The sequence below is a fragment of the Mesorhizobium sp. B2-3-12 genome (assembly GCF_006442205.1).
Lineage (GTDB): Bacteria > Pseudomonadota > Alphaproteobacteria > Rhizobiales > Rhizobiaceae > Mesorhizobium.
The window spans coordinates 89,866-116,648 of record NZ_VFVR01000005.1; the positions used below are offsets into that span (position 1 = coordinate 89,866).

The window sequence follows — 26,783 nt, forward strand, 5'->3', positions numbered from 1 at the left end:
TTTATCCCCCGTAGACCAGTCCCTGGGGATCGATCTCCGGCTTGCGCCCGGCAACTAGGTCGGCGAGGAATTTGCCCGAGCCGCAGGCCATGGTCCAGCCGACATGGCCGTGGCCGGTGTCGAGATAGAGGTTGCGGTATTTCGCCTGGCCGATGACCGGCACCGAGTTCGGCATCATCGGCCGCAAACCCGCCCACAGCTCGGCTTTCTTCTCGTCGAAAGCGCCAGGAAACAGATCCTTGCCGGTCCTGAACATGGTGGCGAAGTCGCTGGGCTTGTGGGTGCGGTCGAAGCCGGTGAATTCGGCGGTCGAAGCCAACCGCAATCGATTGCCAAGGCGCGAATAGGCCATCAGCTGGTCCTCGTCGGCGCCGCCCATGGTCGGGCCCTTGCTCTCGTCCTCCAGCGGAATCGTCGCCGTGTAACCTTTCACCGGATAGACCGGCAGGTCGATGCCATAGCGGCGGCCGAGCAGACCGCTCTCCGGCCCCATCGAGATCACCACTGCATCGCCGGTGACCGGCCCGGCCGAGGTCATCACGGCACGCACCCGGTCGCCTTCGATGTCGAGGCCTTCGACCGTGGTGCCGTAGCGAAACCTCACGCCGAGCTTTTCGGCGGCATAGGCGGCCAGATTTTCCACGAACTGCCGGGAATCGCCGGTCTGGTCGATCGGCGAATAGACGCCGCCGGCGATCTTTTCCTTGACACCGGCAAGACCCGGTTCAAGCTCGACCAGCCGATCGCGGCCGACGATCTCGATCGGCAGGCCATGCTCGGCCAGATAGCGATAATTGTCGGTGCCGGTATCGAGGCTGTGCTGCGAGCGGAAGAAATACAGGATTCCCTTCTTGCGCTCGTCGTAATGGATGCCAGTCTCGGCGGAGATGGCGTTGATGCAGTCGCGCGAATAGAGCGCCAGCCGCAGCTTGACCTGGCTGTTGGCGCGCAGGCGGGCCACCGTGCACTGGCGCAGGAAGCGCAGGCTCCAGGCGAGGAAATAGGGATCGAAGCGCAGCCTGACCTTGATGCCGAGATCATGATTGTAGAGCCCGCGCAGGAACGTCTTAAGTGCCGCGGGCGAGGCCCAGGCGGTGGCATCCCCGGGAGACACCAGGCCGGCATTCGACTGGCTGGTGCCCCGCGCCGGCGCCGGATGGCGCTCGATCACGGTGACCTCGTGACCGTCCGCGGCCAGATAATAGGCGGCTGCCGTGCCGACGACGCCGGCTCCAAGCACCGTTATCTTCATGCGATCCCCCAAAGCTCCTCGCGGCACGGCGCCTCGGCACCGTATCGCGAATGCTTCCATAGCGCGTCGCCGCGCGGCTTGCGAGCCCTTGGGGAAAGCGCGGGCTTAGCCCCGCGCGGAGTTTTTGCTGGTCAGGATACGTTCCCAGGCGAGCGCGTCGTTGACGATCTGGTCGAGATCGTCGCGCTGCGGGGTCCAGCCGAGTTCAGAGCGGGCAAGATCCGAATTGGCCACCACGGCGGCGGCGTCGCCGGCACGCCGGTCGCCCATCCTGACCTCGAAATCATGGCCGAAGGCGCGGCGCACGCTGTCGATGACCTCGAGCACGGAATAACCATGGCTGTAGCCGCAATTGGCGACGAGGCTCTGTCCCCCATCGCGCAGCCGCTGCAGGGCCAGGCGATGCGCGGCGGCCAGATCGCTGACATGGATGTAGTCGCGCATGCAGGTGCCGTCCGGCGTTGGATAGTCGGTGCCGAAGACCTGCATGAACGGGCGCTTGCCGAGCGCGGTTTCGCAGGCGACCTTGATCAGATGGGTGGCGCCCGGGGTGGACTGGCCGGTGCGGCCCTTCGGATCGGCGCCGGCGACGTTGAAATAGCGCAGCGCCGTGTAGCGGATGTCGTGCGCAAGGCTTGCGTCGCGCAGCATCCACTCGCTCATCAGCTTGGACAGCCCATAGGGCGATTCCGGCGCCAGGCGGGCATCCTCGCGCACCGGCTCCAGTCCGGCGCCGCCATAGACGGCGGCTGTCGAGGAAAAGATGAAATTCGGCACGCCCTCGCGCACCGCGGTTTCAATCAGCGTGCGGGTCTTCGAGGTGTTGTTCTCGTAGTAGGCGAGCGGGTCGGCGACCGATTCCGGCACCACGATGGAACCGGCGAAATGGATGATGGCGTCGACCTTGTTTTCCCGGATGATCGAGCCGACCAATTCCCCGTCGGCGACATCGCCGACGACCAGCTTCGCCTCAGGTGCCACCGCCCATTCGAAGCCGGTGGAAAGGCGGTCGAGAACGACGACGTTCTCGCCCGCATCCAGCAACTCCCAGACCATATGGCTGCCGATATAGCCGGCGCCGCCTGTTACCAAAACCGTCATCCCAAGTCCTCGCTTACCCAAGATTTATCGGAAACTGTCTCAACAACCGCCTTACTGGAAAGTCTGCCGTCTGCCCATTAAAACGAGAGGTAACCAGCGTTCACTTGATGTGGCATCGTGCGGAAACAAAAGTGAACCAAAGACCGTGCCATGAATTGGGAATAGGCCACGATCCGCTGTCGTTAGGAACAGGTCCGGGGCGTGGCATTTTGACCAAATCGGCCCGGTGGACGACCAAAAGGCCAATGATTATGATCCCGCGCAAAATTGGGAAGTCGATATGAACTATCAGCGGTTTTTCGAGGAAGCGATCGATCAGCTCCATGCCGAGCGTCGCTACCGCGTCTTCGCCGACCTCGAGCGCATCGCGGGCAGGTTCCCGCGTGCTATCTGGCGTTCCAACGGCCGCGCCGAGGAAATCACCGTCTGGTGCTCCAACGACTATCTCGGCATGGGCCAGCACGCCGACGTCATCGCCGCGTTCCAGAACGCGGCCGGCAAGATGGGTTCGGGCGCCGGTGGCACCCGCAACATTTCCGGCACGTCCAACCCGCTGGTCGAACTCGAGCATGAGCTGGCCGACCTGCACGGCAAGGAAGCCGCCTTGGTCTTCACCTCCGGCTTCGTCTCCAACGAGGCCTCGATCTCGACCATCGCACGGCTTTTGCCCAATTGCCTGATCATCTCGGACGAGCTGAACCATGCCTCGATGATCGAAGGCGTGCGGCGCTCGGGCGCCGAGAAGAAGATCTTCCGCCACAACGATGTCGCGCATCTGGAAAGCCTGCTGCAGGCGGCGGGCCGCGAACGCGCCAAGCTGATCGTCTTCGAAAGCGTCTATTCGATGGACGGCGACATCGCGCCGATCAAGGAGATCGTCGAGCTCGCCGAGCGCTACAATGCCTTGACCTATATCGACGAGGTCCATGCAGTGGGCATGTACGGGCCGCGCGGCGGTGGCATCACCGAGCGCGAAGGCCTCGCCGACCGCATCGACATCATCGAAGGCACGCTTGCCAAGGCCTTCGGCACGCTGGGCGGCTACATCACCGGCACGAGCGCCGTCATCGACGCGGTTCGCTCCTACGCGCCAGGCTTCATCTTCACCACCGCGCTGCCGCCGGCGATCGCCGCCGCGGCCACCACCTCGATCCGTCACCTGAAGCGCTCACAGGCCGAGCGCGACGCCCAGCAGCAGCAGGCAACGCGAACCAAGCAGATCCTGTCGGCGGCCGGCCTGCCGGTGATGGCGTCGCCAACCCATATCGTACCGCTGCTGGTTGGCGATCCGGAACTCTGCAAGATGGCCAGCGACCGCCTGCTCGGCGTGCACGGCATCTACATCCAGCCGATCAACTACCCGACCGTGCCGCGCGGCACGGAGCGGCTGCGCATCACGCCGACGCCATTCCATTCCGATGCGCTGATCGCCGAACTGCAGGACGCGCTCGTCGAGACCTGGGACGCACTCGGCATCCCCTACGGTTCGGCGGGACGGCCTTCGGTGGCCAAAAGCGACCGGATCATTCCGCTGCTGGTGCCCAAGTCGGGCGGTTGACGGCGCTGTTCGTAGGCGACTGGCTGGTTAGGGCGCCGCCTTCCGCCCGTTTCTTCAGCCCACCTCAACTGTAGCATGGCAAAAACACACAGGATCCTAGGGTCTCCGCCGCGACATCAGCCGAAGAATGCGACGGTCGGCCGCTACCGCCGCACGCTATCGTCTTGCGAGACCATCAATCCCAAACCGACCTCAAACAGTCTTCACCCACTTCGCCAGCCGGTTTGCCGCTTCCTCGAGCTGGTCGAGGCGGCGGTGGAAGCATAGGCGCAGGAACGCTTCGCCGCCGGGGCCGAAGGCGGTGCCGGGTGCCAGGCCGACATTGGCCTTGTCGACGATGTCGAAGGCGGCGCTGCGTGAATCGGTGATGCCGTCGACCGTGAAGAACAGGTAGAAGGCGCCTTGTGGCACGGTGAAGCGCGCCTTGCCGGTTTCGCCGAGAATGCGGCAGACCAGGTCGCGGGCTTTCCGTGCCCGCTCCACCTGTTCGGCGACGAAGGCATCGCCCTCGTCGAGCGCCGCGACCGCGCCGCGCTGCATGAACTGGGCGACGCCCGAGTTGGAATACTGGATCAAGTTCTCGAACACCTGCTGCAGGCTCGGATGCGTCTTGATCCAGCCGACCCGCCAGCCGGTCATCGCCCAGTTCTTGGAGAAACTGTTGACGAACAGGATGCGGTCTTCGGCCTCGGCAATATCGAGGAAGGACGGCGCGCGGCCATGGCCGTAGTGAAACAGCGAATAGATCTCGTCGGCGATGATCCACAGGCCCTTGGCCCGGGCGAGATCGAGGATCGCACGCAAGGTCTCATGGTCGGCGGTCCAGCCGGTCGGATTGGACGGTGTGTTGATGAACAGCGCCTTGGTGCGCGGCGTGACCGCTGCGGCGATCTTCTCGACGTCGCAGGACCAGCCATTTCCGGAATGGTCGAGCGTGACCGGCACCGGCACGGCGCCCGCGATGGCGGCGGCGGCGTCGAAATTCGGCCAGGCGGGCGACAGGTAGATCACTTCGTCGCCGGCGCCCGCAAGCGCGTCGAGGGCTAGCTGGATGGCATGCATGCCGGAGCCGGTGACGATGAATTGTTCCTCGGGGAAGGTCTTGCCGAAATGCCTGGCGTAGTAGCGCGCCAGCGCCTGCCTGAGATCGGGAATGCCCCTCTGCCAGGTGTAGAACGTCTCGCCGCCGGCCAGCGCCTTCGACGCGGCATCGGTGATGAAGGACGGTGTCGGCAGGTCGCCCTCGCCGGCCCAGAGCGGGATCAGGCCCTCGCGCAGTCGGCCATAGTTGACGACGGCGACGATACCGCTTTCAGGCGCGGCCAGGGCCTCGGGGCGCAGGGTCTGGATCAAGGTCATTGGGAAGGTCCGTTGTCTCGGGCGGTCTCAAGCGCTGCTTACCAGATACGAAAACAGAAAACCCCGGCCGTGAACGACCGGGGTTTTGGTCCAGAAGAACCGTATCCGCCTATCGCCTGGCCAGCAGATCGCGGATTTCGGTGAGCAGCGCAACGTCAGCGGGGGGCGGCGCGGCGGGAGCAACAGGCTTCTCGCGCTCAAGTCGGCGGCGAAGATTATTCACCGCCTTGACCATCAGAAAGATGACAAAGGCAATGATTAGGAAGTTCAACGCCACGGTGATAAAGCTGCCATAAGCAAAGACAGCGCCTTGCTTGCGCGCATCTTCAAGATTGGTGGCAGTTACATTGTGTGACAGCCCAATGAAGTAGTTATTGAAGTCGACTCCTCCGAGTGCACCAATGAAGGGCATGATGACGTCGTCGACCAGAGAAGTGACGATCTTGCCGAAGGCAGCGCCGATGATGACGCCGACGGCCAAGTCCATCACATTGCCCTTGGAAATGAATTCCTGGAATTCTTTCAGCATTTCGACCCTCCTTATCATGGCGGGCCGCGCTGCCGCTTCCCACCTCTCCGGCACCGGCCCGCGGACACCATAACAAAAACCTCAAGTTGCAACATGGGCAAAAAGGAGAAAACAACCGGCTTCGCCTTACCTTGCGTTACCCCTTTGAAATCAGATGCTTCATGCGCCCAAAGCCGTGATGGACTCATGTGCCAAGCTGTGATTGCGTCTAACCCGGCTAGATGAAAATCGGCACAGGGAGGATCTTGCCGGCGTGCAGGGCTTGTTCATCGTCTTCATCGCGATCGCCTATGTGACGCTGCTGTTCGCCATCGCCAGCCTGGGCGACCGCCGCTCGGCCTTATCAGGCCCCAGCAGGGCGCGACCCTTTATCTATGCGCTCAGCCTTGCCATTTACTGCACGTCCTGGACCTTCTTCGGCTCGGTCGGCCTTTCCTCCGAACGCGGCCTGGAATTCCTCGGCATCTATACCGGCCCGGTGCTGGTGTTCGTGTTCGGCTTTCCGCTGCTCAACCGTATCGTGCGGCTGGCCAAGACCGAGAAGATCACTTCGGTCGCCGACTTCCTCGGCGCGCGTTACGGCAAGAGCTTTACCGTGGCCGCGATCGCCACGCTGATCGCCACCATCGGCGCCGTGCCCTATATCGCCCTGCAATTGAAGGCGATCTCCGGCTCGGTCAGCCTGATGGTCGAGCATTATACTGGCTCGCCACCCTCTTTCGATCCCTTCGTCAGCGACATTTCGCTGGTCGTCGCCATGCTGCTGGCCCTGTTCGCGGTCCTGTTCGGCACCCGTCATGCCGACGCCACCGAACATCAGGACGGGCTGGTGCTGGCGGTGGCGGTCGAGACGGTGGTCAAGCTTGCCGCCTTTCTGGCGATCGGCCTGATGGTCACCTTCCTGATCTTCGGCGGCCCCGGCGACATGTTCGACCGGCTGGCCGAGAATGGCCAGGTGCGGCAGGCAATGGGCTATTCGACGTCGCTTGCCACCTGGCTGGTGCTGACCTGCCTGAGCGGCTTCGCCATAATCCTTCTGCCGCGGCAGTTCTACGTCACCATTGTCGAGAACCGCAGCGAGGCGGAGCTGCGCACCGCGACATGGGTGTTTCCGCTCTACCTCGTGGCGATCAACCTGTTCGTGCTGCCGATCGCCTTTGCCGGCCTGACGCTGGTCGGCACAAGGACGAGCAGCGACCTCTACGTGCTGTCGCTGCCGCTGTTCAGCGGCCATGATTTTCTGGCCATGGCCGCCTTCATCGGCGGCCTGTCGGCGGCAACCGCCATGGTCATCGTGGAGAGCGTGGCGCTGTCGATCATGATCTCCAACGACCTGATCATCCCGTTGTTTGTGCGCCGGCTGTTGCGCACGACCACTTCCGAAAACGAGGACTGGTCGACGCTCATCCTCAATGTGCGGCGCGGAGCGATCTTCATCCTGCTCTTCATCGCCTTTCTCTACTACCGCGAGAGCACCAACAGCGCCCGGCTATCCTCGATCGGCCTGATGTCCTTCGCCGCGATCGCGCAATTCGCGCCGGCCCTGATCGGCGGATTGATCTGGCGCGGCGCCAACGGCCGGGGCGCGGCACTCGGCATGGTCGCCGGCATCCTGGTCTGGGGCTACACGCTGCTGGTGCCGTCGCTCGTCCCCCCCGATACCGGCATCATCGTGCATGGACTGTTCGGTTTCGAGGCATTGCGGCCGCAGGCACTGTTCGGCACCGTGGCCGAACCGCTGAATCACGGCGTGCTCTGGAGCCTGTCGATCAACACGCTGTTCTTCGTCTTCGGCTCGCTGTCGCGGGCGTCGGTGCCGCTTGAGCGCATCCAGGCGTCGATCTTCGTGCCGCGCGAAGCCGGCCCGATGCCGAGCCTGCGCCGCTTCCGCACCGCCATCACCGTCAACGACCTCAAGGACACGATCTCACGCTATCTCGGCGTCGAACGCACCGAGCGGTCCTTCCAATCCTTCGAGAAAAGCAACGGCACCTCGCTGCACGGCAACGAGCAGGCCAGCATGGACGTCATCCGCTTTTCCGAACAGCTTTTGGCCAGCGCCGTCGGCTCGTCCTCGGCGCGGCTGATCCTGTCGCTGCTGTTTCGCCGCCACGACCGCGAATCCAGGGACGCCTTCCGCCTGCTCGACGACGCGACGGAGGCGCTGCAGCACAATCGCGACCTGCTGCAGATCGCGCTCGACCAGATGGAACAGGGCATCACCGTCTTCGACCGCGATTTCCGCCTGATCTGCTGGAACCGTCAATACCGGGCGCTGTTCGACCTGCCAGACGAGATGGGCCAGGTCGGCGTCTCGCTCGACCGTATCCTGCGTCATCTGGCCGAGCGCGGCGACATTCCCTCCGACCAGCGCGTGGCGATGCTCAACCGGCTGACCAGCTTCGTCAGCCCGTGGCAGACGGAACTGAAGACCAGCGGCCGCATCCTGGAACTTCGCTCCAACCCGATGCCGGACGGCGGCATCGTCGCCACTTATGCCGACATATCGGGACGCGTCGAGCAGGACCTGGCGCTGAAAAGTGCCAATGAATCGCTGGAGCAGCGCGTGAAGACCCGCACCATCGAGCTGACGAGGGTCAACGAGGAATTGATCCGGGTCAACGAGGAATTGATCCGGGTCAACGAGGAACTGGCACAGGCGCAGATGCTGGCCGAGGAGGCCAATCTCGGCAAGACACGCTTCCTCGCCGCCGCCGGCCACGACATCCTGCAGCCCTTGAATGCCGCCCGGCTCTATTGCTCCTCGCTGATCGAGAAAGCCGGCCGGGGACCGGCCGGCAAGGCGGCGGTCAACATCGAATCCTCGCTGGAATCGGTCGAGACCATCCTGGGCGCGGTGCTCGACATTTCGCGCCTCGATGCCGGCGCCATGAAACCGGATGACACGGCCTTCAACCTCGACGGACTGCTCAGCCAGATCGGCAATGATTTTCGGCCGATGGCCGCGGCAAAGAAGCTCGAACTGACCATTATTCCGTCCTCACTGACGGTGATGACGGACCGCAATCTTTTGCGCCGCCTGATCCAGAACCTGGTCTCCAACGCCATCAAATATACCCGCCAAGGCCGCATCCTGGTCGGCGTGCGGCGCCGTGGCGAATTGGCGGAGATCCAGGTCATCGATACCGGCATCGGCATTGCCGGCGACAAGCTGAACACCGTCTTCCACGAGTTCACCCGGCTGGACGAAGGTGCACGCGAAGCCGAAGGTCTTGGTCTCGGCCTCTCCATCGTCGACCGCATCGCCAGGGTGTTGCGGCTCGAGATCCGCATCTTCTCCAATCCTGGCAAAGGCACGCGCTTTTCTGTCATCCTGCCGGTAGCGGCCGCGCAGGAGCCGCTACGCGAGGTCGAGGCCAGGGCGCCGGCCCGCGCGGCGGCTTCGCTGTCGGGACTGCGTGTGCTGTGCATCGACAACGACACCCGTATCCTCGAAGGCATGCGGCTGCTGCTCGAAGGCTGGGGCTGCAATGTCGCCACGGTCACCGGCTCGCAGGATCTGGACAGGGCCGCGATCGAGCGTCCGGACATCGTGCTTGCCGACTACCATCTCGACCGCGAAACCGGTCTCGATATCATTGTCGGGCTGCGAGCGACCCATGGGGACGACCTGCCGGCCGTGCTGGTCACCGCCGACCGCTCCAACGAGGTGCGGGCGGCGGCGGGCAGGCTCGAGATTCCGGTGATCAACAAGCCGTTGAAACCCGCCGCCCTGCGCTCGATGATGGCCAGGGTCAGGCCGCTGGCTTCGGCCGCCGAATAGCCCGCCAAGAGCCAAGGGCAACCGAAGCAGGGAATTTGGACAGCTCCGTGGAGATTGGGTCGTCCCGGACATCCGGTCAGCCCGCCGGCTGCAGCGGGTCGCTGCCAATCTTGGACAAGAGGATCACCGCCTGGGTGCGGCTGTCGACGCCGAGCTTCTGCAAGATGGCCGAGACATGCGCCTTGATCGTCGCCTCGGAGACGCCAAGCTCATAGGCGATCTGCTTGTTGAGCAGCCCCTCGGCCAGCATCCCGAGCACGCGCGTCTGCTGCGGCGTCAGCGCCTGCAGCCGTTTGATCAGGTCCGATATTTCGGGATCGCGTTCGACGCCGAGATCGACGCCGACGGGTGCCGCGATATCGCCGGCAAGCACCGACTGCACCGCGCCGCGGATCTCCTCCATGCTGGCCGACTTGGAGATGAAACCGGAAGCGCCGAGATCGAGCGCGCGCCGGATGGTCGCCGGATCGTCATGCGCCGACACCACGACCAGCGGCACCGCCGGATGGATGCCGCGCAGCGAGATCAGGCCGGAGAGGCCGCTGGCGCCGGGCATCGACAGGTCCAGCAGCACCAGATCGACGTCTTCATTGGCCACGACCAGCGCCTTGGCGCTTTCGAAATCGCCGGCCTCGTGGATAGCCGTGACGTTGCCGATGCCGGCAAGCGCCTCGCGCAGGGCGCCGCGAAACAGCGGATGATCGTCGGCGATGACGAAAGAATAGCCTGACGGCAAATGTCCCTCCCCGAATCCCCGATTTACTGCTTTTTGCGGGATCAGTCGGACGATTATGAGGGGCGGCGCGCTGTTTTCAAGCGGCAAAGCCAACGCGCCGCGTTTTCCCTCGTCTATGGCGCTCAGGTCTTCTGCGAGTTGAGCTGGGCGCCGTTGCCACTGTCCTTGTCCATGTCCTTGACGATGCCCATGAAGCTCCTGAGGAAGCGCTCCATGTAGCTCATCGTCGTGTTGAAATCCTCTTCGCTCGGCAGTTTCGATTCGAGGCGGGCGGAGAGCGAATTCTCCAGCTTGGTGACGCGCTCGTCCATAGCCTTCATCGAGCTCTGCAAGCGATCGACCTCATCCTGGTAAGCGGCGCGTTCGTCGGCGGCCATCTTGCAGACGAGCTGGCCCGAACGCTCCTCGCAGATCGACATCGCGCCGGTCTGGGTGTCCATGCGGATATAGCCGGTGGCCGACTTTTCCAGCCGGTAGCGGTCGGTTTCTTCCGAATAAGCTGAAGCCGCGACCAGCGAAACGAGCGCGGCGGGGATCAGGATGTGCTGCAGACGCATGTCGTCCTCCATGGCCAAAGCCTGAAATATCGCATGTTTGCGCCGGAAATGGGGAAGACCCTTGGCCTGGCCTTCCCCGCACGACTGGTTCGGACTCGTCTGACGCAATTCCGGACGGAAAACCGCCTCACACTTTTCCCGGAATTGCTCTATAGCGCAACCATGTCACAGATTATCTACAAGATAACCCCGCAAGCGCCTTGGCGCGAGGCCGAAGCCAATGGCCGCTTCACCGGGGCGCCGATCGACATCGCCGACGGCTTCATCCATTTCTCGACGGCGGCGCAGGCCAGGGAAACGGCGGCCAAGCATTTCCGCGGCCAGGCCGACCTTCTGCTGGTCGCCATCGACGGCGCCAGCCTGGGTGAAGCGCTGAAATATGAGGTCTCGCGCGGCGGTGCGCTGTTTCCGCATCTCTACGGCGTGCTCGACCTGAAAGCGGTGCTATGGGTCAAGCCGCTGCCGCTTGGTGCTGACGGCACCCACCAGTTCCCCGCCCTGGAGGGGCAATGAGCGTGTTCGACCGGATCGGCCAGAAGCTGCTGTTCACCTTCGATCCGGAAACCGCGCATGGCCTGTCGATCGCGGCACTGCGCTGCGGCCTGCCGGTCGGCGCGCGGACGGTACGCGATACAAGGCTGAAGATCAGCCTTTGCGGTCTCGATTTCCCCAATCCGCTTGGCATGGCGGCCGGCTACGACAAGAACGCCGAGGTGCCCGACGCGCTGCTTGGGCTGGGCTTCGGCTTCGCCGAGATCGGCACCGTCACGCCATTGCCGCAATCCGGCAACCCGAAGCCGCGCATCTTCCGGCTGACCTCGGATGAAGCTGTCATCAACCGGCTGGGCTTCAACAATGAAGGCCACGCCGCGGCCGAAAAACGCCTTGCCGCGCGCAAGGGGCGCGGCGGCATCGTCGGCGTCAACATCGGCGCAAACAAGGACAGCACCGATCGAATCGGCGACTATGAGCGCGGCGTCACCCGCTTCGCGCCCCACGCCAGCTATCTCACCGTCAACATTTCCTCGCCCAACACGCCGGGCCTGCGCACCATGCAGGCGCGCGAACAGCTCGGCGAACTTTTGTCGCGCGTCATGGCCGCACGCGCCGCGGCGTCCGCGCGGCCGCCGGTCTTCCTCAAGATCGCGCCGGATCTGGTCGAGGCCGAGCTGGAGGATATCGCCGCCGAGGTCACCGAAAAGCGGATCGACGGCATCATCGTTTCCAACACCACGATTTCCCGGCCGGCGCTGCGCGGCGACGCCGCGGGGGAGACGGGGGGGCTCTCGGGAAAGCCGCTGTTCGAGCGCTCGACCATGGTGCTTGCCAAGATGCGCAAGCTGCTCGGGCCCGACATGGCCATCATCGGTGTCGGCGGCGTCAACTCGTCGGAGACGGCGCTTGACAAGATCCGCGCTGGCGCCGATCTCGTCCAGCTCTACACCGGCATGATCTATGCCGGACCGGCGCTGCCGGGCCGGATCGTGGCCGGGATGGCGCGCTTTGCTCAGACGGAGAAACTCAGCTCGATGCGCGAGTTGCGCGACAGCCATCTTGACCAGTGGGCGTCGAAGCCGCTCAGCTGAACGCGGTCCGCATCCGCAGCCGCAGAATTGTCAGCAGGCTCAATCCCCGCACCAGCAGGAAAACGTGCAGCGCGGCCCACAGGCCGTGATTGCCGAAGGCGGGCGCCAGCGTCATCAGCGCGGCGGCGAAGACGAGGAATGACAAGAGCATCATGTTGCGCATGTCGCGTGACCATGTCGCGCCGATGAAAACCCCGTCCATCTGGAAAGCGAGCACACCGCTCAGCGCGGTGAAAGCCGCCCACGGCAGATACACATCGGCCACGGCGCGGACCTCCTGCGATGTCGTCACGACAGCGACCAGGTTGGCACCCGCCAGCGACAGCACCAATGTCGCGCCGGCGGCCAAGCCGAAGCCCCAGAACAGGGTCAGACGGACCGCTTGCCGGAAGGGTTGTGCCGCCCGCGCGCCGATGGCGCGGCCGGCCAGCTGTTCGGCGGCGGTGGCGAAACCATCAAGGAAGTAACCGGCGACGAGAAAGAAATTCATCAGCACCGCATTGGCGGCAAGCGTCACCGTGCCGAACGCAGCCCCCTGGCGGGTGAACAGCGCGAAGGCGGCGAGCAGCGAGAACGAACGGATCATGATATCGCGGTTGAGCGACAGCATGCGCAGGAAGGCTGACATGTCGAGCAGGCGGTGGCGGGGCAAGGGCGGGCTGGATCGGAACCGGCGCACCACGATCGCCAGACCAAGCAGCATGGCCAGGAATTCGCCGGTGACGGTTGCCCAGGCGACGCCGGAAACGCCCCAGCCAAGTTCAAGGCCGAGCAGGAAGCAGAGCGCGATGTTGATGCCGTTGAGCACCAGTTGCAGGACAAGCCCGAGCCCGCCCTCGCCGCGCCCCAGCACGTAACCGAGGATGGCGTAGTTGATCAGCGAGAACGGGGCGGCGAGGAGCCTGATCCTGACATAAACGCCCATCGCGTCGCTGACGCGTGGTCCAGCGTCCATGAACCACTGGCCGCCAAGGGCGATGAGCGGCGAAAGCGCTGCCAGCACGACGCCGGCAACGACCGCGATCAGCACGGCGCGCCAGAACACCGCCTGTTCCTCGAGGGCGTCGCCGCGTCCGAATGCCTGGGCGACGAGGCCAGTTGTGCCCGAGCGCAGGAAATTGAAGGTGGTGAAGACGACGTCGAAAGCCAGCGCGCCGGCCGCCAGGCCGCCGAGCAAGGCGGCATCCCCGAACTGGCCGACCACCGCCGTATCGACCAGGCCGAGCAGCGGCGTCGTCAGATAGGCGAGCGTCATCGGCACGGCAATGGCAAGCACCGAGCGGTTGGTGACGGAAAAGGCCCTGGCGTCGGTTGGGCTGGCACCCTGGTCCAAAGGATTGCTGCCTTGCTGATTGCGACTTGATCGGGGAACCGATGTGCCCCATTTTCCGGCCACCGCGCAATCGCCGTTACGCGACGGCCAACCGAAATCCCGCTCTGGCGCGAAACCGTCCGACCAGTTCATGCCCCTGCAGATCGTCCACCACCCCGACTACGACGCCGGCTTCGCCACCAACCATCGCTTTCCGATGAGCAAATATCCGTTGCTGATGGAGGCCTTGCGGGCCCGCGGCCTGACCGGACCCGAGACGCTCAACACAGCCGGGCCCGCGCCGGCGTCCTGGTTGAGGCTTGCCCACGCCGCGGACTATGTCGACCAGGTCATCAACTGCGCCGTGCCTGAAAAAATCGAGCGTGAGATCGGCTTTCCGGTCGGCCCGCGCGTCTCGCTGCGCGCACAGCTTGCCACCGGCGGCACGGTGGCGGCGGCGCGGCTTGCCTTGCGCCACGGCATCGCCTGCAACACCGCCGGCGGCAGCCATCATGCGCGGCGCGCGCAAGGCGCCGGCTTCTGCACCTTCAACGATGTTGCCGTCGCCGCGCTGGTGCTGCTTGAAGAGGGCGCGGCACAAAATATCCTGGTCGTCGACCTCGACGTGCATCAGGGCGACGGCACGGCCGACGTTCTGCGAGATGAACCCCGCGCGTACACCTTTTCCATGCATGGCGAACGCAACTACCCCGTACGCAAGATAGCCTCGGACCTCGACGTGGCGCTGCCCGACGGCACCGGCGATGCCGCCTATGTCGAAAGGCTCCATACCATCCTGCCGGAACTCTCCGCCCGTACGCCCTGGGACATCGTCTTCTACAATGCCGGCGTCGACGTCCATGCCGAGGACCGGCTGGGCAGGCTGGCGCTTTCCAACGATGGACTTCGCGCCCGCGACGAGATGGTCATCGGCCATTTTCGGGCGCTCGGCGTTCCCGTCTGCGGTGTCATCGGCGGCGGCTATTCCACCGATGTGCCGGCGCTTGCGGCGCGCCACGCCATCCTGTTCGAGGTCGCCTCGGGCTACGCCTGAAGGTCATTTCCGGTAGTTGGCGACCCTGAGCAGGATGAAGGCCGGCACGACGATCGCCGCGCCGAGCAGGATATAGCCGAGGAAGCGGTCGATGGCGTGGAAGCCGAGATTCCAGAGGTCCATGAAGAACTTCTGGATGCCGTAGAACACGTCCATCGGCGACCAGCCGAAGGCATTCATGACCAGGCCGACGAGAAAGGATATCACCAGCAGCTTCAGGACAACCCTGAGCGGCGAGTCGCCGAGAAAGCGCGTCAGTGCGGACAAGGTCGTCTCCCGATTGAGATGCCCGGACTCGTGGGCACGGCCCAGAGATACGTGCTTGGCGGCCATCCATCAAGCCGGCGCGGCGCATGGCTGGAACCGACAAGCCGCGGCCCAGAGGGGGCCCTCTATCGTTCGAGCAACTGGCCGAGCGGCTTCAAGCCCTTCGCAATTCTTAAAAACGGGTAAACAAATTCATTTTAATTTATTGAAAATAAAGCACAAAATCGCCATTTTCCAGTTCTGCGCAATGTGCGTGCAATTTTCACTTGCGAGATGTCAGGCGTCTTTCAGGTGACGGACCGCGCGGCGCTCTGCCCCTACCACAGCCGGTGAAAGCCGGTCCCCAAAGCCGCGCAACCATCCCTGAAAGACACCAATCGGAGCCGACCGCCCCAACGGTCCGGCTCCTCGGCAGTTAACCAGCGCATCGGTGCCGGATGCGCGTTTGTGTTGGAGTAATGCAGTGTCCTCTCGAGCAAAGATCGTCCTGACGGCGAGTGTCCTTGCCGTCTGTCTCCTCGGACCGGCGATGGCCGCCGACCTGTCGCCCACCTACAACGATCCCCCGGCCTTCCAATGGAGTGGCGCCTATGTCGGCGTCCATGGCGGGACGGCGTTCACGGGAATGCCGAACCCGTTCGCGGGCCGAAACGGCCTCAGCGGCGGCGTCCAGGCCGGCTATGTCAAGCAGGTGGGTCCGGCGGTTCTCGGCGCCGAGATCGAAGGTTCCTATCTGGGCGGCGCCGAGCACGATGTCCGGGGCGGCAAGATCAAGGAAAAATGGCGTGGCGCGGCCAAGGCGAAGGCCGGCGTCAGTTTCGACCAGACCCTGCTGTTTGGGACCGGCGGCGTGGCCATGACCAGGTTCGACAAGGGCGACGGCGTGATAAGCAGCGACGGCTGGAAGGTCGGTTACCTTGTCGGCGCCGGCATCGAGCAGGGCTTCGCCGGCGGCCTCTCGGCCAAGGTCGAGTACGACTATGTCCGCACCCCCGGCGTGGAAACGACATCGACCCTTGGCAGATCCAGGGAGACAATCGGCAGCCATGAGTTGAAAGCCGGCATCAACTACCGGTTCTAGCAGTGGCAAATGGCGGATTCGATCGCGCGATGCCAGCAACGGCATTGCGCGATCTTCTCGGTCTTGGTTCCTGGACACCGATCTCCCTTCGAGGCCGCGAACATTCCATGCTTGTCGCAATGTCGATGTAATCTTCGCAATCTAGGTCCGGCGTTTTCACCATGGAATCAGCAATGTCCACGCATCGCGCCGGCCGACTGACGTCCAAGATAGTATTCATCGCGACCGCGTTCGCCCTGGCGGGCTGCGCCTCCGACATCATGAAGAACTATGTCGGACAGCCGGTCGAATCGGTCGTCCTGGACTACGGTCCACCAACGGCGGTCGTCGATCTCGGCCAGGGGGAGCGTGCCTATCAATGGCGCCAGGTCTCGACGTCAACGGTTGCCGGGACATCGAGCGGCGAGGTTCGCCACACAAAACACGGAACCGTCTATGAAGAGACCGAGACGCCCGGCTATATCGAGCGTCAGGAATGCTTCTACACATTTTACGCCCGCGCTTCCGGCGGCCGCTGGTTCATCACCAATTTCCGCCGGCCAAAGCTGGAATGCGAATGAACCGCCGCGGCGGCGGCAAATCCCGCGGCTACGGGTGAAGGAGAACGCCAATGCGCGTCCTGCTGGTCGAGGACGAACCGGAAATGGCCTCCGTGTTGAAGGCCGCCCTGGAACGTCTGGATATCATCGTCGACCATGCCGCGACCTTGACCGACGCGGAGGCGGTCGCTCGCCTGGGCCATCACGACGCCGTGGTGCTGGACCGCCGGCTGCCGGATGGGGACGGTCTCAGCCTGATCCCGCGCCTGCGCGCATTGCACCTGGATGTGCCTGTCATCGCGCTGACGGCGATGAGCGGGTTGGATGACCGGGTCGCCGGGCTCGATGCCGGCGCCGACGATTACATGGTCAAGCCTTTCGCTACGGTGGAACTCGTCGCGCGGCTGCATGCGCTCCATCGCCGCTCGTTCACTCCGCGCGCCAACCAGACGATGGTCGGCCGCCTCACCTATGATTTCCGCCATCGCGAGGCGCTGGTCGAGGATCAGGCCCTTGATTTGCCGCGACGTGAGAGGCTGGTGCTTGAAACCCTTATCCGCCGGCCGGGCCGGACCATCATGCGCGGCGCTCTGGAGGAGGCCGTCTACGCCCTGGACGACGAGATCGGCTCAAATGCGCTCGACGCACATGTCTCGCGGCTGCGCCGCAAACTCGATGATGTCGCGGCCGGCATCGAGATACGGGCGATCCGCAACCTTGGCTATCTCCTGCGGGCAGTCTCGTGAAGAAGATCCGCACGCGATCGCTGCAATGGATCCTGGTCCGCCGGCTGATCCTGCTGCAGGCAGCAACGCTGCTCTTCTTCATCGTGCTTTGCGCGGCGGCCCTTTGGATTGCCAATCCGAGGCTGCTTATCGACAATGAGGCTGCCGTCGCGGCCGTCAAGGATGCCGTCGACCGCGATAAGGGCGGCAGCTTGATCGTGCGTGAAACGGAAGAACTCGCGGCGTTTCGCCGGGGCTTCCCGAATGTCTGGTACATCGTTCGCGACGATCGCGGGCAGAGCGTCCGTTCCGGCACGATACCAGCTGTCTACACCAAGGATTTCGGTGGGCTGCTCGGTGAAGCAGACCACGCCACGATCGGATTCTCCGATGAGGATATGCGCCCGGAAGCCTATATCGAAAACGCTTCGACCAGGGCCGGGGCGGTCCGGATCATCGCCGCGACGCAGTCCTCGCGTCAGGAGACCGACGGGCTCGAGATCAACATTTCGGCCACGGTCGAGGTCGCCCGGTATCCGGATGGCAGCAGGAACTGGGAGCGCGCGCTGCCGGCGCTGGCGCTCGTCATCGCCATACTGCTGTTGCCCATCGTCCTGGTCATGGGCGCCACCACGCTGGTGACGACGCCGGCCGTGGTGCGCCGTTCCTTTGCCGGCCTTGTCGAAACCGTCCGCCAGGCTGCCCGCATCGATATCGGTACCCGCGCGATGCAGTTGCCCGTCAAGCATGTGCCGCAGGAGATCGCGCCGCTGGTGCATGCCTTCAACGAAGCCTTGGCCCGCCTGGCGCAGGGCTATGACCGGCACAACCGTTTCCTCACCGATGCCGCGCACGAATTGCGCACGCCGATCGCCATCCTGCGCACGCGCGCCGAATTGCTGCGGCAGGAGCCGCAGAGCGCGCGGCTGCTGCATGATATCGAGCGCCTGTCGCATCTTGCACAGCAATTGCTGGACCATCAATTGCTCGACCGGCCATCGGACCAGCGCGAGATCGTCGATCTCGAGGGTCTCGTCAGCCGGGTGGCGGCCGACTTCGCGCCGCTCGCCGTCGAGGCCGGCTACGACCTTGCCTTCGAGCCCTCGCCTGACAAGACACGCGTCGAAGTCAACGTGCCGCAGATCGAGCGGGCGCTCGCCAACCTCGTGCGCAACGCGATTGAGCATGGCGGCGGCGTCGGCACGATCACGATCGCGATCGACAAGGCCGGTGGCATCGAAGTGCGCGACGAAGGCCCGGGCATTCCCGTGGAAGAGCAGGAGAATGTCTTCGAACCCTTTTATCGCCTCAGGCCGCAGTCGCGTGGGGCGGGGCTGGGGCTTAATCTTGCCCGGCAGATCGCCCTGTTGCACCAGGGAACGATCCGGATCCTGGCCGGCTCATGGCGCGGCGCCCGCATCCGCATGGAACTGCCGGTTTGTTTGTGACTCGGGCCATTGACGGCACCAAAAGCATCGCGGCAGGGCCGGCAACCGCCGCGCCGATCCCTGGCTTATCTGTTTTCTAACCAATTGCCGCTATTGCCATCTCCAAAGCGGGAGCCAGGCTTTGGTGGGAACGGAAAAAATCGGCGCGCACCGCGCACCCATGTTGTCGGTCGTCGTGCCTTGCTACAATGAGCGCGACGGCGTGGCGGAGCTTCATCGACGCGTCAGCGCCGCATGTCTCGAGCAAAGCCTCTCCTACGAGGTCGTGCTCGTCATCGACGGAGCGACCGACGGCACCCGCGAGGCCATTTTCGAGCTGGCCGAAAAGGACGACCATGTGGTCGCCATCGACCTTGCCCGCAACTACGGCCACCAGATCGCCTTGAGCGCGGGACTGGAGTTCTGCCGCGGTCAGCGCATCCTCATTCTCGATGCCGATCTCCAGGATCCGCCTGAACTGCTCGGCGCGATGCTGGCGAAGATGGATGAAGGCTTCGACGTCGTTTACGGCCAAAGGGTGAAACGGGACGGCGAAAGCTGGTTCAAGCTGGCCTCCGCCTCGATGTTCTACCGTTTGCTCGGCCGGATGGTCGATGTCGAGATCGCGCCAAACACCGGAGATTTCCGGCTGATGAGCCGCCGTGCTCTGGACCACCTGAACACGATGCCCGAACGCTACAGGTTCATTCGCGGCATGGTGAGCTGGATCGGGCTGAGGCAGGTGGCCTTCCCCTATGAACGGCACCGGCGCTATGCCGGAGCCACCCACTACCCGCTGAAGAAGATGGTTCTTCTGGCGGTCGACGCGATGACCAGCTTTTCGATCGTGCCGCTGCGGTTTGCCTCGTTGCTGGGAATGATGTTCGGCCTGCTCGGCCTGGTGGTGCTGGGTTATGCGCTGTTCGAATGGTCCATGGGCAACGTGATGCCCGGCTGGACGAGCCTTGCCGCGATCATCCTCATCCTGGGCAGCGTCCAGCTTCTGGTGCTCGGCATCTTCGGCGAGTATCTCGGCCGCATGTACATGGAGACGAAGCGGCGGCCGCTTTACTTCGTCAACGAGATCGTTTCACGAAGCCAGGCGGCGACCGAAGACCAGGATTTGCCTGTCCACCGCCTCCAGGAGATGGCAAAGAGGGCCGCCCGTGCTTGAAGCCGAGTTCGACCAGTTCGCGCGAGAATACCAGGAACAGCATGCCGCGAGCATAAGACTGAGCGGCGAGACGCCGGAATTCTTCGCGAAATACAAGATCGACGATGTCGCGGCGACGCTGGCGCAAGCCGGTGTGACGCCCCGGCGCATACTCGACTTCGGCGCCGGGGTCGGCAATTCGCTCGGCCATATGCGCCGCGCGTTTCCCGACAGCGAGATCGTCTTGCTCGATCCTTCGCGGGAATCGCTCGACATCGCCCGCAAGCGTTTTCCCGGCCAGGGCGTCTTCGCGCATTTCGATGGCAGGACGATTCCGTTCGCTGACGGCAGCTTCGATCTGGCATTCGCGGCCTGCGTCTTCCACCACATTCCCGAAACCCTCCAGGTCGGGCTGCTCGCCGAGATCGGCAGGGTGATGGCCGATGGGGGCAGCTTTTTTCTCTTCGAGCACAATCCGTGGAATCCTCTGACCACCCACGCGGTCAGAAATTGCGCCTTCGACGAGAATGCGGTGCTGATCACCTCGCGCGAGATGCGCGGGCGATTGGCCGCGGCGGGTCTTTCCCACACGCGGATCGTCTACCGGATTTTCTTCCCCAGACTGCTTGCGAGGCTGAGGCCGCTGGAACGGTTTCTCACCAAGATACCCGTCGGAGCCCAATATTTTGCGCATGTGGTCAAGCCTGCCGTTTGACTGTTCGAGGCTGCTTCGTTTCGGTGCGGTCGGCCTGTTGAACACGGCGCTGGGATATACGGTTATCCTGGCCGGGCTTGCTCTTGGGCTTGGCGACATCCTTGCCAATGCGACCGGCTATGCGGCGGGTCTGGTCGTGGGCTTCTTTCTCAACCGCAACTGGACCTTCGGCGGGAGGGATGGCTCGCGGCGCGGAACGGCACTGCGCTATGGAAGCGTCTTCCTGATCGCCTACGGCCTCAACCTGGCAATCGTGATCGCGGCCCGTTCGGCCGGCTTGATCGAGAGCCCTCTGGTTCACCTTGCGGGGATCTGCGTCTACTCGATTGTCTTCTACCTCGGCTCGGCGCACTTCGTGTTCGTGGACCATGGCGATCACGACAATGCCGGCCGCAAAATTCCAATGACGGAGCGGCCGGGGCGGTCGCCGTCCGGGCCGGTGTCTTGAACCAAACGCCGGCGCAAACAGTCAGGGGCAACGCAATATGACGAACGCTCAGCCGGAGGCGGTGCAGGGGGAACGGATCAGGCTGATGTTCTGCCTCCTCGCAGCCTGTTTCACGGCTATGGCACTCGTCCCCTTTGCCGGCGCGACCCTACAGGACCCCGACAGCTGGTGGCAGGTGAAGGTGGGGCTGGACTTCCTGGCGAACCGGACATTTCCGACCGTCGACCCCTATTCCTATACTTTCGCCGGCCAGCCCTGGATCGCCAAGGAATGGCTGGGCCAGGTCCTTCTCGGACTAGCCTATCGCGCTGCCGGCTGGAATGGCGTCGTCACGCTGATCATCGCCACGATCGGGCTGATGGTCCTGATGATGACATGGTTCCTCACCGCGCGGCTCAAGCCGACACTGGCGGTGGCGCTGGCCTTCGCCGCCGCCTTTCTGATCGCCCCGATCTATACCGCGCGTCCACATGTCTTCACCTTGCCCATCATCGTCGCCTGGACCGCGGTGCTGTTTCGCGCTTCGGCCGAGGAGCAGGCGCCGCCCTGGTGGCTGCTTGCGCTGGTCGTCTTGTGGGCGAACCTGCACGCGACCTTCACGCTGAGCTTCGTGATCGCCGGCTTTGCCGGCCTGAACCTTCTGGCACGCATCGGCCTGTCGAAGCCCGCGCTCCTGGCAAGATGGGTCGCGTTCGGCCTGCTTTGCCTGGTGGCCAGCCTCATCCATCCTTACGGCGTGAAAGCAATCCTGGCCACATTCACCGTCGCCAGCGGCAATGAGGCGGTATCCCTGATCCAGGAATGGCGCCCTTTCAACGCGAGCGAGCAATCTTCCCAGGAAATCGCAATGCTGGCGGCGCTTTTCGCACTGCTGGTGTCGCGGATACGAATCGACTGGGCCAAGGCGCTGTTCATCGCCTTCACCTTGCATGTCTATCTCACCCATCTGCGATTTATGTATTTGCCCTTTCTGTTGATACCCCTGGTGATGGCGGTCGAAATCGCACGGCAATATCCGCCGCTCTCGGCCACGACCTGGCTGGCGGAAAAGCGAGACAGCTTGGAAATGTTCTTTGCCAGGCGGTTCCACGCGCTTTGCGCCGCGGTCATTGTCCTGGTGCTCGGTGTGGCCGCGATCGCCGGCAGTGCCTACCAGGTCGAGCCAAGTCCGAAGACATCAGCCAGCGGTGCGCTTGCATTCGCCAGGGATCACAACCTCGCCGGCAACGTGCTGAATTCCTACAATTTCGGCGGCACGCTGATTTTCCACGGCATCAAGACCTATATCGATGGCAGGACCGACCAGTTGTTCCTGGGCGGGTTCATGAAAGCGGATGACGCGACGGGGCAAAGCGACGGGAAACCGCTGCTGGAGGCGCAGTTGAAGAAATACGCCATTAGCTGGGCGCTGCTTGCCGCCGACGACACACGCATCCCCTTCTTCGCGGAGTTGGGCTGGAAGCGAGCCTATTCCGACGACCATGCCGTAATCTACCTGCCTCCCGGCGCCTGATTTATCGCCTCCCTTCGCAAACCGGCACCACCGGCGCTCACGGGCCTGGCATTCGCCTTGACATGCATGTTGCGGTGCAGCAAAACTATGCTGCAGGGCACATTCCGTGAGGCCTACAAGCCATGATTTTTCGCACGACGCGGGATCACCGCATGACGAGCCTGTCAGGTCCCGCCGAGCGACCGTCGCGGGTCACGGCGTTGGGACCGGCCGAATGAACTACAGGCGTGACATCGATGGCCTGCGGGCCGTCGCGGTGCTGCCCGTCGTGCTCTTCCATTTCGGCGTGTCCGCCATTCCCGGTGGCTTCACCGGCGTCGACATCTTTTTCGTCATATCGGGCTATCTGATCAGCGGCAGCCTGCTCGACGATCTCGATCGCGGCCAGTTCTCGATCGGACGCTTCTACTGGCGCCGTGCAAGGCGGATCTTGCCGGCTCTGAGCTTCGTCATCCTGCTTTCAAGCATTGCGGCCTGGTTCATCCTGCTGCCGTCGGACCTGCACGAATACAGCCTCAGCGTGATCGCTGCCTCGACCTTCTGGTCGAACATCTATTTCTGGAAGACGACGAACTATTTTTCGATCGACGCCGAGCTGCGGCCGCTGCTGCACACATGGTCGCTGTCGGTCGAGGAGCAGTATTACATCTTCGCGCCGATCCTCGTGTACCTGATCTACCGCTATGCCTCGAAGCGCTGGCTGACGATACTCCTGCCGATCGCCATCGGCAGTTTTGCGCTGGCGGTGACGGCGACCACGCTGGCGCCGACCGCCGGCTTCTACTCCTGCCGACACGCATCTGGGAACTGGCGCTGGGCGCCATGCTGATGCTGAAAAAGCCGCCGGCGCTTGCCAGCCGGCCGGCGACGGAACTGATCGGCCTGGCAGGCTTTGCCCTGCTCGCCTTCGGCTTCCTGACGATTTCGGAGAGCGACCCGTTTCCCGGCTACAATGCCCTGTTTCCCTGCATCGGAACGGCGCTGCTCATCTACGCGGGCCAAAATCACGCGGACCGGCCGGTGCCGGTCGCCACGCGCGTGCTCCAATTCGCTCCGATGGTCTGGGTCGGCCTCATCTCCTATTCGCTCTACCTCGTTCACTGGCCGATCAATTCCTTCGTCCACTACCTCTCCCTTAAAGCCATCTCCGTGCCGACGATCGTCGCGATGACGGTGGCCAGCTTCGCCCTGGCGACCTTTTCGTGGAAATATGTCGAACAGCCTTTCCGGCAGAAGCGGGCCTTCACCGCACCGCTGCCGATCTTCGCCTTTTCGGCGACGGCGATCGCGCTGCTGTGCATCGGCGGCCTGGCCGGCATGCTCGGCAATGGGTTTCCACAGCGGTTTCCCGATTTTTCGACACAAAGGATCGTGGTGGGCGACTGGCGCAACGGTGTCTGCTTCAACGAGGGCGGGAACCGGATCGAGAACTGGAATCTCGCCGCCTGCACGCGCACGCACGGCTTTGCCACCAATGTGCTGCTGTGGGGCGATTCCTTCGCCGCCCACTATGTGTCGGGCCTGGAGGCCAACGCCGATAAAATCCAGGCCAACGTCATCCAATATACCTATGCCGGCTGCCCGCCCAACCTGACCTATTTTTCCTACGCCCGGCCGGCCTGCACCCGCTTCAACGAACGGGCGCTGTCGATCATCCGCGAGGCCAACATCCAGGCGGTGATCCTGAGCGGCCGATGGACCGACTACCAGGCCAGGGGCTTCGACGGGCTGCAGACGACGATCGACCGACTGCGCGACATGGGTGTCAAGGTCTATGTCATCGGCCAGTCTCCGGAGTTCATCGCCGATGTCCAGAAGATCGCCTTCTTTGCAAAACACGAGGGCGCCGTGAGCACATCCTGGCCGATGGCCATGGATCCCGACATCAACAAGGAGGTACAGCCCTACGCCAAGGGCGCGACCTTCATCGATCCGCTCGCCTATCTGTGCGACGCCACTGGCTGTTCCTACGCGGATGCCGCCAGCAAGCAGTTCCTCTATTTCGACTACGGCCATTTCTCTTCCGCCGGCGCGACGCTGGCCATCTCGAAATACTGGCCGAGCTTCGCCGCCGGCGGCGAAGTCGCGAAGGCCAGGGAGCCAGCGCCGACCGTCACCGGCGAACTGGCGAAGCCCGCATTGTGAGACCGGTTTGCGATTGCCCGACGCCATGGCGTCATGATAACGAGGCTGCAGCGCGGGTATGATGTAATGGTAGCCTGTCAGCTTCCCAAGCTGAACGCGCGGGTTCGATTCCCGCTACCCGCTCCAGCCTGACATCGCAGTATCTAGGTTGTCGGCTTGTTAGGCCCGCCCGATTCGCACCTGCGCCTTCGCCCGGCCACAGGAAATCGCCTGCGAAGGCGGTCCTGTCGCTGCAGCACGACCCGACCCATGTCACGGCGCCGAACGCATTCATTGTTCCTGGAATCGGGAGCAGGCGCCGGCCATGCTGTAGGCCGGCGCCTACTCAGTCAGAAGCCGATTACAGCCAGGCGCGGAGCCAGACGCGCTCGCGCCAGCAGCGGCTACGGCGGCGGCCATGGCGCCAGTAGCTGCGGCAAACTCGTCTCCAACCGCGACGACGCCCGTGGCGACGGCGCCAGCGGCCATTGTAGCCATCGTGCCCATGGTGGCCACGATGCCCGCTGCGATGCGAGACCTGCTCCAGCTCGACCGCCTCATCCCCTTCGAAGACCGCCGAATCCGGCTTGTCCAGCTCATCGAGAATTCCGTTGCCCTGGGGAACACCTGCAACCGCGCGGCCGGTTCCGGCTACACCAGCAAACGCCACTGCCCCCGCAACGCCAAGCAATCCAGTAAGAAACAACCGACGTTCCATAAAGACCTCCCGAGTTGTTGACCATCGACACCTCGTTCCCTCGCCCAAAAAAGGCTCCAGCGCGCATGCCGATTGGTTTGAACGCGCGACTGCAATTCTCGTTCCATCATCCCACTTCGCGCAGGATGAAATCATGCAGCATCTTGGCCGCCGGCGACAGTACGCGATTCCTGACCGTAATCAGGCTGTAGGGCCTGACCTCGATGTCGAATTCGGTCTGGACGACATCGATGGCGCCGGCAAGCCCGTCCGGGTTCTGGATGAACTTCGCCACCTGCACCGAGACCGGCGCGATGGCATCGGATTGCGCGACCATGACCAGGGTCAGCAGCAGCGAGCTGGTGTTCAAGATGCGGTCCGGCAGCGCGATGTTGCGGTTCAGGAAGTTGCTCTCCATCGCCTGGCGCAAGGGCGAACCGCCCGACTGGAAGACCCAGTCATAGGCAGCGGTGTCTTCCAGCCGCACCACATTGCCCCTGGCGAGCGGGTGGCCTCGGCGCACGATCAGGCAGGCCTTCTCGACGCCGATCACACGCGATTCGAACAGCCGCGGATTGAGGTCGTCGGGAATGCGGGCGATGATGAAGTCGTGGCGCGAGGCGATCAGCTCGCGGGCGAGCACGTTAGACGTCTCGACCTGCATGGTGATCTCGATGCGCGGGTAGATGCGGCGGATCTCGCGGATCGCCGGCACCGCCAATTCGATTGCCGGCGCGGTTACCGCGCCGAGGAAGACCGCGCCGCCCTTGCCGGCCTTGAGCTCGGCAATCTCGCGGTCGGCCTCGCGCATCTCGAGCAGGATCGAGCGAGCTCGCCTGGCGAGTGCCTGGCCATAGGGCGTGAGGGTGACGCCGCGCGGCAGCCGTTCGCACAGTTTGACGTCGAGCACCGCCTCCATCTCGGCGATCATGCGCGAGGCGGCCGGCTGGGAGATGTTCATGACCTGGGCCGCGGCGCTCACCCTTCCGTGATCGTCGAGGGCGGCGATCATGCGCATGTGGCGCAAGCTCAGGCCGCTCCGCAGCAGCGTCTCCCCGTCTCTGGGGAGCTTCTCGTAACTCACTGGAATTGCATCGGGATCGCGCAATGCCGCCATGATCTTCCAATCTTTCCGCCGGTTCCTTCCGCATGCTAAATCATACCGGTTTCGGTATAGCAATCACCAGAGATCGCATTTGACAGTTATGTCAAAGCGACCCACCCTTCGCGCGTTCCGAAGCGCAGGGGTCGGCGACGGCCAAAATC

Annotated in this window: 25 protein-coding genes and 1 tRNA gene; 17 read left to right on the forward strand and 9 right to left on the reverse strand. The window is 63.7% G+C overall.

Features of this window, described 5'->3' with window-relative positions:
- Position 1 precedes the first annotated feature (1 nt).
- Both FJ948_RS16265 and galE read right to left on the reverse strand, forming a co-directional pair.
- On the reverse strand, positions 2-1,252 hold the full coding sequence (locus FJ948_RS16265; RefSeq protein ID WP_140706064.1) for a D-amino acid dehydrogenase: 1,251 nt from the start codon (positions 1,250-1,252) through the stop codon (positions 2-4).
- Between the two features lie 105 nt (positions 1,253-1,357).
- Positions 1,358-2,353: a UDP-glucose 4-epimerase GalE gene (galE, locus tag FJ948_RS16270; protein ID WP_140706066.1), complete on the reverse strand. Its 996-nt coding sequence runs from the start codon at positions 2,351-2,353 to the stop codon at positions 1,358-1,360.
- 280 nt (positions 2,354-2,633) lie between these two features.
- Here galE and hemA point away from each other — a divergent pair, with 280 nt between their 5' ends.
- Positions 2,634-3,911 carry a 5-aminolevulinate synthase gene (hemA, locus tag FJ948_RS16275; protein WP_140706068.1) on the forward strand — a complete coding sequence of 426 codons (1,278 nt, stop codon included), beginning with the start codon at positions 2,634-2,636 and terminating at the stop codon, positions 3,909-3,911.
- 192 nt (positions 3,912-4,103) lie between these two features.
- Here the strand turns inward: hemA and FJ948_RS16280 are convergent, their stop codons facing one another.
- Together FJ948_RS16280 and mscL are read right to left on the reverse strand one after the other, a co-directional pair.
- Entirely contained in the window at positions 4,104-5,270 is a 1,167-nt protein-coding gene (locus FJ948_RS16280; RefSeq protein WP_140706070.1) for a pyridoxal phosphate-dependent aminotransferase, read from the reverse strand.
- Between the two features lie 109 nt (positions 5,271-5,379).
- Entirely contained in the window at positions 5,380-5,799 is a 420-nt protein-coding gene (gene mscL, locus FJ948_RS16285; protein ID WP_140706071.1) for a large conductance mechanosensitive channel protein MscL, read from the reverse strand.
- Positions 5,800-6,052: 253 nt separating this feature from the next.
- Here mscL and FJ948_RS16290 point away from each other — a divergent pair, with 253 nt between their 5' ends.
- Positions 6,053-9,583 (forward strand): PAS domain-containing hybrid sensor histidine kinase/response regulator, encoded by a 3,531-nt coding sequence (locus FJ948_RS16290; RefSeq protein WP_140706073.1) that lies wholly within the window; start codon positions 6,053-6,055, stop codon positions 9,581-9,583.
- A 76-nt stretch (positions 9,584-9,659) separates the two neighbouring features.
- Here the strand turns inward: FJ948_RS16290 and FJ948_RS16295 are convergent, their stop codons facing one another.
- Together FJ948_RS16295 and FJ948_RS16300 are read right to left on the reverse strand one after the other, a co-directional pair.
- A complete protein-coding gene (locus FJ948_RS16295) occupies positions 9,660-10,319 on the reverse strand; it encodes a response regulator transcription factor (RefSeq protein WP_127870796.1) in 660 nt (219 codons plus the stop codon).
- Positions 10,320-10,441: 122 nt separating this feature from the next.
- Positions 10,442-10,876, reverse strand: a complete 435-nt coding sequence (locus tag FJ948_RS16300) for a hypothetical protein (RefSeq protein WP_140706075.1) — start codon at positions 10,874-10,876, stop codon at positions 10,442-10,444.
- Between the two features lie 162 nt (positions 10,877-11,038).
- On the opposite strand from FJ948_RS16300, the gene FJ948_RS16305 reads away from it, so the two are divergent.
- Positions 11,039-11,389, forward strand: coding sequence for a DUF952 domain-containing protein (locus tag FJ948_RS16305; protein ID WP_140706077.1), 351 nt, complete (start codon positions 11,039-11,041; stop codon positions 11,387-11,389).
- Positions 11,386-12,462 carry a quinone-dependent dihydroorotate dehydrogenase gene (locus FJ948_RS16310; protein WP_140706079.1) on the forward strand — a complete coding sequence of 359 codons (1,077 nt, stop codon included), beginning with the start codon at positions 11,386-11,388 and terminating at the stop codon, positions 12,460-12,462. The genes FJ948_RS16305 and FJ948_RS16310 overlap by 4 nt, the downstream gene beginning before the upstream one ends.
- Here the strand turns inward: FJ948_RS16310 and FJ948_RS16315 are convergent.
- Complete coding sequence (locus FJ948_RS16315; protein WP_140706081.1) at positions 12,455-13,795, reverse strand: MATE family efflux transporter; 1,341 nt, start codon at positions 13,793-13,795, stop codon at positions 12,455-12,457. The two genes, FJ948_RS16310 and FJ948_RS16315, sit on opposite strands and share 8 nt — an antisense overlap.
- A gap of 130 nt (positions 13,796-13,925) precedes the next feature.
- Between FJ948_RS16315 and FJ948_RS16320 the strand changes: the two genes are divergently transcribed.
- Positions 13,926-14,828, forward strand: coding sequence for a histone deacetylase (locus tag FJ948_RS16320; RefSeq protein ID WP_140706083.1), 903 nt, complete (start codon positions 13,926-13,928; stop codon positions 14,826-14,828).
- 3 nt (positions 14,829-14,831) lie between these two features.
- On the opposite strand, the gene FJ948_RS16325 is transcribed toward FJ948_RS16320, so the two are convergent.
- Positions 14,832-15,095 carry a DUF6460 domain-containing protein gene (locus tag FJ948_RS16325; RefSeq protein WP_140706085.1) on the reverse strand — a complete coding sequence of 88 codons (264 nt, stop codon included), beginning with the start codon at positions 15,093-15,095 and terminating at the stop codon, positions 14,832-14,834.
- Positions 15,096-15,558: 463 nt separating this feature from the next.
- Here FJ948_RS16325 and FJ948_RS16330 point away from each other — a divergent pair, with 463 nt between their 5' ends.
- The 12 genes from FJ948_RS16330 to FJ948_RS30270 all read left to right on the forward strand — a co-directional run bounded on the left by FJ948_RS16330 (position 15,559) and on the right by FJ948_RS30270 (position 25,559).
- On the forward strand, positions 15,559-16,176 hold the full coding sequence (locus FJ948_RS16330) for an outer membrane protein (protein WP_140706087.1): 618 nt from the start codon (positions 15,559-15,561) through the stop codon (positions 16,174-16,176).
- 173 nt (positions 16,177-16,349) lie between these two features.
- Positions 16,350-16,736: a hypothetical protein gene (locus FJ948_RS16335; protein WP_140706089.1), complete on the forward strand. Its 387-nt coding sequence runs from the start codon at positions 16,350-16,352 to the stop codon at positions 16,734-16,736.
- Between the two features lie 50 nt (positions 16,737-16,786).
- Positions 16,787-17,461, forward strand: a complete 675-nt coding sequence (locus FJ948_RS16340) for a response regulator transcription factor (RefSeq protein ID WP_140706091.1) — start codon at positions 16,787-16,789, stop codon at positions 17,459-17,461.
- The gene (locus FJ948_RS16345) at positions 17,458-18,888 is read left to right on the forward strand and encodes a HAMP domain-containing sensor histidine kinase (RefSeq protein WP_140706093.1); all 1,431 of its coding nucleotides are present in this window, start codon (positions 17,458-17,460) and stop codon (positions 18,886-18,888) included. Before FJ948_RS16340 ends, FJ948_RS16345 begins: the two co-directional genes overlap by 4 nt.
- 124 nt (positions 18,889-19,012) lie before the next feature.
- On the forward strand, positions 19,013-20,041 hold the full coding sequence (locus FJ948_RS16350) for a glycosyltransferase family 2 protein (protein ID WP_140706095.1): 1,029 nt from the start codon (positions 19,013-19,015) through the stop codon (positions 20,039-20,041).
- The gene (locus FJ948_RS16355; protein ID WP_140706097.1) at positions 20,034-20,735 is read left to right on the forward strand and encodes a class I SAM-dependent methyltransferase; all 702 of its coding nucleotides are present in this window, start codon (positions 20,034-20,036) and stop codon (positions 20,733-20,735) included. Before FJ948_RS16350 ends, FJ948_RS16355 begins: the two co-directional genes overlap by 8 nt.
- Positions 20,713-21,183: a GtrA family protein gene (locus FJ948_RS16360; protein ID WP_246677537.1), complete on the forward strand. Its 471-nt coding sequence runs from the start codon at positions 20,713-20,715 to the stop codon at positions 21,181-21,183. Before FJ948_RS16355 ends, FJ948_RS16360 begins: the two co-directional genes overlap by 23 nt.
- Before the next feature lie 37 nt (positions 21,184-21,220).
- The gene (locus FJ948_RS16365; protein ID WP_140706101.1) at positions 21,221-22,696 is read left to right on the forward strand and encodes a hypothetical protein; all 1,476 of its coding nucleotides are present in this window, start codon (positions 21,221-21,223) and stop codon (positions 22,694-22,696) included.
- 214 nt (positions 22,697-22,910) lie between these two features.
- Complete coding sequence (locus FJ948_RS30620) at positions 22,911-23,525, forward strand: acyltransferase (RefSeq protein ID WP_281405360.1); 615 nt, start codon at positions 22,911-22,913, stop codon at positions 23,523-23,525.
- Positions 23,519-24,841 (forward strand): acyltransferase family protein, encoded by a 1,323-nt coding sequence (locus FJ948_RS30910; RefSeq protein ID WP_281405361.1) that lies wholly within the window; start codon positions 23,519-23,521, stop codon positions 24,839-24,841. Before FJ948_RS30620 ends, FJ948_RS30910 begins: the two co-directional genes overlap by 7 nt.
- A gap of 52 nt (positions 24,842-24,893) precedes the next feature.
- A tRNA-Gly gene (locus FJ948_RS16375) sits at positions 24,894-24,967 on the forward strand.
- Between the two features lie 271 nt (positions 24,968-25,238).
- Positions 25,239-25,559 carry a hypothetical protein gene (locus tag FJ948_RS30270; RefSeq protein WP_181173694.1) on the forward strand — a complete coding sequence of 107 codons (321 nt, stop codon included), beginning with the start codon at positions 25,239-25,241 and terminating at the stop codon, positions 25,557-25,559.
- A gap of 85 nt (positions 25,560-25,644) precedes the next feature.
- Here FJ948_RS30270 and FJ948_RS16385 read toward each other — a convergent pair whose 3' ends face one another.
- Positions 25,645-26,634 carry a LysR family transcriptional regulator gene (locus FJ948_RS16385; protein ID WP_140706105.1) on the reverse strand — a complete coding sequence of 330 codons (990 nt, stop codon included), beginning with the start codon at positions 26,632-26,634 and terminating at the stop codon, positions 25,645-25,647.
- Between the last annotated feature and the right edge of the window lie 149 nt (positions 26,635-26,783).

What these genes read in the sequence shown, in the direction of transcription:
- FJ948_RS16265 (WP_140706064.1), bottom strand. Translation starts at nt 1,252, where the DNA reads ATGAAGATAACGGTGCTTGGAGCCGGCGTCGTCGGCACGGCAGCCGCC.
- galE (WP_140706066.1), bottom strand. Translation starts at nt 2,353, where the DNA reads ATGACGGTTTTGGTAACAGGCGGCGCCGGCTATATCGGCAGCCATATG.
- hemA (WP_140706068.1), top strand. Translation starts at nt 2,634, where the DNA reads ATGAACTATCAGCGGTTTTTCGAGGAAGCGATCGATCAGCTCCATGCC.
- FJ948_RS16280 (WP_140706070.1), bottom strand. Translation starts at nt 5,270, where the DNA reads ATGACCTTGATCCAGACCCTGCGCCCCGAGGCCCTGGCCGCGCCTGAA.
- mscL (WP_140706071.1), bottom strand. Translation starts at nt 5,799, where the DNA reads ATGCTGAAAGAATTCCAGGAATTCATTTCCAAGGGCAATGTGATGGAC.
- FJ948_RS16300 (WP_140706075.1), bottom strand. Translation starts at nt 10,876, where the DNA reads ATGCGTCTGCAGCACATCCTGATCCCCGCCGCGCTCGTTTCGCTGGTC.
- FJ948_RS16305 (WP_140706077.1), top strand. Translation starts at nt 11,039, where the DNA reads ATGTCACAGATTATCTACAAGATAACCCCGCAAGCGCCTTGGCGCGAG.
- FJ948_RS16310 (WP_140706079.1), top strand. Translation starts at nt 11,386, where the DNA reads ATGAGCGTGTTCGACCGGATCGGCCAGAAGCTGCTGTTCACCTTCGAT.
- FJ948_RS16320 (WP_140706083.1), top strand. Translation starts at nt 13,926, where the DNA reads ATGCCCCTGCAGATCGTCCACCACCCCGACTACGACGCCGGCTTCGCC.
- FJ948_RS16335 (WP_140706089.1), top strand. Translation starts at nt 16,350, where the DNA reads ATGTCCACGCATCGCGCCGGCCGACTGACGTCCAAGATAGTATTCATC.
- FJ948_RS16340 (WP_140706091.1), top strand. Translation starts at nt 16,787, where the DNA reads ATGCGCGTCCTGCTGGTCGAGGACGAACCGGAAATGGCCTCCGTGTTG.
- FJ948_RS16360 (WP_246677537.1), top strand. Translation starts at nt 20,713, where the DNA reads ATGTGGTCAAGCCTGCCGTTTGACTGTTCGAGGCTGCTTCGTTTCGGT.
- FJ948_RS16365 (WP_140706101.1), top strand. Translation starts at nt 21,221, where the DNA reads ATGACGAACGCTCAGCCGGAGGCGGTGCAGGGGGAACGGATCAGGCTG.
- FJ948_RS30620 (WP_281405360.1), top strand. Translation starts at nt 22,911, where the DNA reads ATGAACTACAGGCGTGACATCGATGGCCTGCGGGCCGTCGCGGTGCTG.
- FJ948_RS30910 (WP_281405361.1), top strand. Translation starts at nt 23,519, where the DNA reads ATGCTGATGCTGAAAAAGCCGCCGGCGCTTGCCAGCCGGCCGGCGACG.
- FJ948_RS30270 (WP_181173694.1), top strand. Translation starts at nt 25,239, where the DNA reads ATGGCGCCAGTAGCTGCGGCAAACTCGTCTCCAACCGCGACGACGCCC.
- FJ948_RS16385 (WP_140706105.1), bottom strand. Translation starts at nt 26,634, where the DNA reads ATGGCGGCATTGCGCGATCCCGATGCAATTCCAGTGAGTTACGAGAAG.